Source organism: Rhizobium sp. PEPV16, assembly GCF_008919455.1.
Classification (GTDB): domain Bacteria; phylum Pseudomonadota; class Alphaproteobacteria; order Rhizobiales; family Rhizobiaceae; genus Rhizobium; species Rhizobium leguminosarum_Q.
The window spans coordinates 1,928-8,608 of sequence record NZ_VSZV01000164.1; the positions used below are offsets into that span (position 1 = coordinate 1,928).

Annotated in this window: 6 protein-coding genes; all 6 read right to left on the reverse strand. The window is 62.3% G+C overall.

Features of this window, described 5'->3' with window-relative positions:
- On the reverse strand, positions 1-471 hold a 471-nt coding region (locus tag FY112_RS37380; RefSeq protein WP_246700595.1), incomplete at its 3' end, for an ATP-binding cassette domain-containing protein.
- Positions 464-1,291, reverse strand: a complete 828-nt coding sequence (locus FY112_RS03585) for an ABC transporter permease (RefSeq protein ID WP_151517712.1) — start codon at positions 1,289-1,291, stop codon at positions 464-466. The genes FY112_RS37380 and FY112_RS03585, both read right to left, overlap by 8 nt.
- On the reverse strand, positions 1,288-2,295 hold the full coding sequence (locus FY112_RS03590; RefSeq protein ID WP_025398301.1) for an ABC transporter permease: 1,008 nt from the start codon (positions 2,293-2,295) through the stop codon (positions 1,288-1,290). The genes FY112_RS03585 and FY112_RS03590 overlap by 4 nt, the downstream gene beginning before the upstream one ends.
- A 97-nt stretch (positions 2,296-2,392) precedes the next feature.
- Positions 2,393-3,982 (reverse strand): ABC transporter substrate-binding protein, encoded by a 1,590-nt coding sequence (locus tag FY112_RS03595; RefSeq protein WP_151517713.1) that lies wholly within the window; start codon positions 3,980-3,982, stop codon positions 2,393-2,395.
- 118 nt (positions 3,983-4,100) lie between these two features.
- Positions 4,101-4,883, reverse strand: a complete 783-nt coding sequence (locus FY112_RS03600) for a carnitinyl-CoA dehydratase (RefSeq protein WP_131643779.1) — start codon at positions 4,881-4,883, stop codon at positions 4,101-4,103.
- A 6-nt stretch (positions 4,884-4,889) separates the two neighbouring features.
- A partial coding sequence (locus tag FY112_RS03605) for an acetate--CoA ligase family protein (RefSeq protein ID WP_151517714.1) occupies positions 4,890-6,681 on the reverse strand: 1,792 nt, incomplete at its 5' end.

The window sequence follows — 6,681 nt, forward strand, 5'->3', positions numbered from 1 at the left end:
GGGAAAGCGCTCGCCGAAGGTTTCGGGATTGGGCAGGCCGAGAACCCCGAACAGATAAAGCGCCCGTTTTCGCGCCTCGTCCTTGCTCATCAAACCATGTTTGACCGAAGCTTCGATCACCTGATCGCCGAGCCTGTGGGCTGGATTGAAGGCGGCGGCGGCCGACTGCGCGACATAGCAGACCCGCGCGCCGCGGATTTTCCGGATGCCGTTCTTGCCGAGCGCCAGGATATCGGCGCCATCGAGCCGCACCTCGCCACCGGTGATTTCGGCTCCGCCCCGGCCATAGGCAAGTGCCGAAAGGCCGATCGTCGACTTGCCGGCGCCCGATTCCCCGATCAGGCCGAGAACCTTGCCCTTCTGCAGGTCGAAGGAAACGCCGTCGACGATCGTCACTCGCTTCGGCGGTTCGCCCGGCGGATAGCTGGTCGCTTCGATCTTCAGATTGCGAACGGAAAGAAGCTCAGGCATCGCCGCGCCCTCCCTTGAGGCTGGATGTGCGTTTCAGGAGCCAGTCGACGACGAGGTTGACGCAGACGGCAAGTGTCGCGATCGCCGTGCCCGGCACCAGCGCTGCCGAGATACCGAAGATGATGCCGTCCTTGTTGTCCTTGACCATGCCGCCCCAATCGGCCGCCGGCGGCTGAATGCCGAGGCCGAGGAAGGAAAGCGTCGAGAGGAACAGGATCGAGAAGGCGAAGCGCAGGCCGAATTCGGCCAGCAGCGGCGACAGCGTGTTCGGCAGGATTTCGCGGAAGATGATCCAGAGCTTGCCTTCGCCGCGCAGCGTCGCCGCCTCGACGAATTCCATCACCGCGACATCAAGCGCCACCGCACGGCCGAGACGATAGACGCGGGTGGAATCGAGGATCGCCATGACAAGGATCAGCACGACGATGTTTTGCGGCAGCACCGCAAGAACCACGAGCGCGAAGATCAGCGTCGGGATTGACATCATCAGATCGTTGAAGCGTGAGAGGACGGTGTCGACCACGCCGCGCGAGACGGCGGCGGTGAAGCTCAGGATAATGCCGAGCGAGAAGGAGATGATGGTGGCGGCGGACGCGACCACCAGCGTCGTGCGCGCGCCGTAGATCAGCCGCGAGAAGATGTCGCGGCCGAGATTGTCGAGGCCGAAGATATATTGATCATCCGGCATCTGCCAGACGTCGCCGACGACCTGCGTCTCGCCATAAGGAGCGATCCATGGTGCGAAGATTGCGAAGATGAAGGCGATGGCGATACCGGCCATGCCGATCCAGGCGGTGATGGGAATGTCTCTTAATCTCATCGCGGATGCCTCAGCCTGGGATTGGCGATAATCGCGAGAATATCGGCCGTCATGTTCAGGAAGATATAGACGGCCGCGAAGATCAGGCCGCAGGCCTGCACGACAGGCATGTCGCGCACGGTGACCGCATCGACCATGTACTGCCCCATGCCGGGATAGACGAAGACCACTTCGACGACGACGACGCCGACCACGAGATAGGCAAGCGTCAATGCGATAACGTTGATGATCGGCGCGAGCGCATTGGGGGCGGCATGCTTGACGATCGAGCGGAAGGCGCCAAGCCCTTTCAGCTCCGCGGTCTCCATATAGGCCGACGACATGACGGAGAGGATTGCAGCCCGCGTCATCCGCATCATATGCGCGAGTACGACGAGCACGAGGGTCGCCGTCGGCAGCGCGATTGCCTTCAACCGCTCGACGAAACCCATGCTGTCATAGACCGTCGCCGGAAAGGTGGCCACGCCGAACTTGACCGCGAAGAACAGGATCAGCAGGTAGCCGACGAAGAATTCCGGCAGCGAGATCGCCGCAAGCGAGATAACGTTGATGATCTTATCCGGCAGGCGATTGCGGAAATGCACCGACAGCATGCCGAGCCCAACGGCGAGCGGTACTGATATCACGGCCGCGAAACCCGCCAGGAAGAGCGAATTGCCAAGGCGCTTGCCGATCTGTTCGCTCACCGAATTCTTGCTGGCCCAGGAGGTGCCGAAGTCACCCTGGACGGCGTTGCCGAGCCATTCGACGTAACGCGTGATGATCGGGCGGTTCAGCCCGAGGTCCTCTCGAATATTGGCAACGGCCTGCGGTGTCGCCGACTGGCCGAGATAGGTGGTGGCAAAATCGCCGGGCAGGGCTTCCAGGCCGCCGAAAATCACGATGGAAACGGCAAAGAGCAGGACGATACTGAGCAAGAAACGCTCGAGGATAAGGGCAAGCAGCGGAAAACGCTGCCGAAACCCGAGGCCGGGCAAGATATTGCTTGGGGCAGGATTGGTCATGGCGAGGACCTCGCGCTAAAACGTCGGGAGGACCGCGGGTTTTCATCCCACGGTCCAGGCTTCGTTGGAGATCGGAGGGGCAAACGCCCCCATGCCCTCAGGCGTCGAGCCAGACGCGGGTCGCGACGTAACCGTTCGACATGTCGTTGCCGATGTCATGGACATAACCCTTCACCTGCTTGGTGGAGGCGTTCACGAAATCGTTGAACATCGGCAGGATTACCCCACCTTCGTCACGCACCGTCATCGCCATGGTGCGATACATGTCCTTGCGCTTGGCTTCATCAAGTTCGGAGCGGGCCTCCAGCAGCAGCTTGTCGAAGTCAGGACGCTTGAACTTGGTGTCGTTCCAGTCCGCCGTCGAGAGATAGGCGGTGGAATACATCTGGTCCTGGGTGGGACGGCCACCCCAGTAGGAGGTCGAGAAGGGTTGGACGTTCCAGACATTGGTCCAGTAGCCGTCGCCCGGTTCGCGCTTGACCTCAATCTCGATGCCAGCCTTCTTGCAGCTCTCCTGGTAGAGGACGGCTGCATCGACACCGCCAGGGAAGGCGACCTCGGAGGTGCGCAGAAGCACCGAACCGCTATGACCCGACTTCTTGTAGTGGAACGCGGCCTTGTCGGGATCGTAAACGCGCTGCTCGATGCCCTCGGGAAACAGCGCATAGGTGCTGTTGATCGGGAAGTCGTTGCCGACCTTGCCGTAACCGCCGAGGATCTTCTCCACCATGGTCTCGCGGTCCATGGCGTATTTGAGGGCGAGGCGCAGGTCGTTGTTGTCGAACGGCGCCTTGTCGCAATGCATGATGAAGACGTAGTGGCCGCGGCCGGCGGTCGAGAGAATCTCGACGTTCGGGGCGCGCTTCAGCAGGTTGACGGTCTTGGGGTCGACGCGGTTGATGTAGTGCACCTGGCCGGACGACAGGGCCGCGATGCGGGCGGTCGCATCATTCATGCCGATGATCTCGATCGAATCGACATAACCGCGGTCGGTGCGCCAGTCGTCCTTGTTCTTTTCGAAGGTGGCGCGGACGCCGGGCTCGAAGCTCGTCATCTTGTAGGGGCCGGTGCCGATCGAGGCGAGAGGATCGTCGACGCCGCCGTTCGGCTGGATGACCAGATGGTAGTCGGACAGCAGCAGCGGCATGTCGGCATTGCCTTCGCTGAGCGTCAGCACGAGATTGCCGCCGTCGGCCTTGATCTCTTTGATCGAGCCGAGAACACCGAGCGCGCCGGATTCCGACTTCGCATCGGTGTGACGTTTCAGCGTCGCAACGACGTCGTCGATCGTCAGTTCCTTGCCATCGTGGAACTTGACGCCCTTGCGGATCTTGAAGGTCCAGGTGACAGCATCCTTCGAGGGCTCCCAGGATTCGGCGAGTGAGGGCACGGCGGCACCCGTCAGCGGATCGGATTCGACCAGCATGTCGCCCCAGCAGCGGCCGATGCAGAACATGACCTGCGACAGGAACTTCGCCGGGTCCTTCGAATCGGTGGCCGCACCGCCTTCAAGGCCGAGCTTCAGGTGGCCGCCGCGCTTCGGTTCGGAGGCTTCGGCACTTTCGGTGAAGAGCTTGTCGGCGACGGCAAGTGTGATGCCGGCCGCCATGGCGCGTCCCATGAATTCGCGGCGGCTGAGCCCGCCGGCGGTGACACGGCTTGCGAGATATTTGGTGTAGTCGTTCATTCCCCAGTTCCTTCTTTATGGTGCGTTGACAGAACTTCCGGGCTGGTCCGCAGGCGGTTTCCTCTCCCCCTCCGGTGCCCGCATCATGCGGGAAAACAGTGCGGTTGCTGCCGCCTGGTTATTTTCCTTTCCAAATGGGGCTTCGCTTCTCGGCGAAAGCCCGTGCGCCTTCCAATTGGTCCTCGCTCGAATAGAGCCTGTCGACCGTCGCAAACTGCCGCTTGGTGATCTTGTTCATGGCAGTCTGGAACGTCGAACCCTCCGCTTCGCGGACGATTTCCTTGATGGCCGCATAGACGAGCGGCGGCCCACCCTCGAGCAGCCGGGCAAGCTCCCATGCTCTCTCCATCAGCCTGTCGGCCGGCAGGACCTCGTTGACGAAACCCCAGCGATGCGCCTCGTGAACGTCGAGCCAGCGACCGGTCAAAAGCATGTCCATGGCGATGTGGTAGGGAATGCGCTTCGGCAGCTTGATGGAAGCCGCATCGGCAACCGTGCCCGAGCGGATTTCCGGCAGGGCGAAGGTCGCATGCTCGGCGGCGAGAATCAGGTCGGTCGACAGCGCGATCTCCAGTCCGCCGCCGCAACAGATACCGTTGACCGCACAAATGACGGGCTTGTTGAGGTCGCGCAGTTCCTGCAGCCCGCCGAAGCCGCCGACGCCGTAATCTCCGTCGACCGCATCGCCTGATGCCGCCGCCTTGAGATCCCATCCGGCACAGAAAAACTTCTCGCCGGCGCCTGTAACGATGGCGACGCGCAACGCCGGATCGTCGCGGAAATCTTGGAAGATCAAGCCCAGGGCACGGCTGGTCGCAAGGTCGATGGCATTCGCCTTCGGCCGGTCGATGACGACTTCGAGCACTCCGTCGTCAAGTCGTGTGCGAATGGGATCGCTCAACCTATGCTACCTCCTCCGCCGTATCAGAGCATCGACTGCAATAACGCCATGCCCTTCGGGAAGAACCATCAATGGATTAATGTCCAGTTCCTCCAGGCATGCCGCGTTCTTTACGACATAATCTGCCGCTGCTGAGACAGCGCCGACAGCGGCCTCGAGATCGCCTCTCGGCCGACCACGATAGCCATAGATCAATTTCGCAAGTTTGAGACGTGAAATCGCTGCGTGGATGTCGGTTTTCGTCGCCGGAAGTGGCAAGATGATGGAATCGTCAAGCAATTCAACGAAGATCCCGCCCGCTCCAAGCGTGAGCGACAATCCGAAGACAGGGTCGCGGATGGCGCCGACAATGAGCTCGGCGACCGGCGGATCGATCATCTTCTCGACCAGAAAACCGGCATTTGGCGGCATGGCCGCCGCCGCATTCGACACGGCTTCAACATCCTCCAGGTTGAGCGCGACGGCCCCGGCCTCGGTCTTGTGGGCAATGCCGAGCGCTTTCAGCACGACGGGAAAACCGAGCCGCTCGGCCTGCTCAGCCGCTTGCCCGGAAGAGGAGGCCAACAGCCCCTTTGGAACCGGAAGGCCGAAGGCGGCAAGCTCAGCCTTGGCATCGGCCTCCGTCAGCGTCTCGATCTCGCCATCGATAGAGGACACATCGAGCAGCGGCAGGGGAGGCGGGCGATCCCACGCCTGGCCGATACCGGCGACGACTTCCGCAGCCGTGATGGTTTCGTCGATGCCGCAGAAGGCAATGATGCCATTTGCCATCAGCCGATCGGCGATCGGCTCCGGCATGTTTTCCGGAAGGGTTGCCAGAAGGCCGGCCAGCGCACCGGTTGCGGCAGCAGCCGCAATCACCGCGTCTGCCGTCATCGCCCATTCGGAGGCATCGCAGCGGTCACCGCGGGGGAAGTCGAGGACGACGAGATTGAGGGCATAGCCGCCCTCGAACATGGCACTGAAGGCTTCGGTCTGGCGTGCGAGATCACCCCAGACGAAGGTGTGGTAATCGAGCGGATTGGAAAGCGTCACCATCTCGCCGAGGACCCGCCGCAGACGGGGTAACTGTTGCGGCTGCAGCGCGGGGAATTCCACGTTGCGACCGACGACGGCATCCGCCATCAGCGAAGCTTCGCCACCGGAACAGCTCATCGACGAGATCGAATGGCTTGCGAGCGGTCCGGCGACATGCAGCAGCTTCAGGGTTTCGAGCAGCGCCGGCAAGGTCTGGACACGGCCAAGGCCGAGGCGGGCGAGCACGGCATCAGCGACGGCATCGCTGCCAGCAAGCGAGGCGGTATGCGAAACCGCAGCACGTTTTGCCTGCTCCGACCTGCCGACCTTCAGCACGACCACTGGCTTCCTCGACCGCCGGGCAAGGGCGGCCAGGCGTTCGAGCGCCGAGAGATCGCCGAAACCTTCGACATGAAGGCCGAGCGCCGTGACGCGCGGATCGTCGATCAATGCGCAGGCGACATCGGCAAGCGATGTCTGCGCCTGATTGCCTGCGGTGACCACATAGGCGATCGGCAGGCCGCGGGTCTGCATGGTCAGGTTGATGGCGATATTCGAAGACTGCGTGAGGATCGCAACCCCGCGTTCGATGCGCTGCATGCCATGCTGATCAGGCCACAGCAGCGCGCCGTCGAGACCGTTGATGAAGCCGTAGCAGTTCGGCCCGAGGATCGGCATGTCGCCAGCTGCGTCCAACAGGGCCTGCTGCAACTCGGCGCCGTCGCCGAGTTCACCCGTCGCCTCACTGAAACCCGATGCATAACAGACCGCCCCGCCGGCA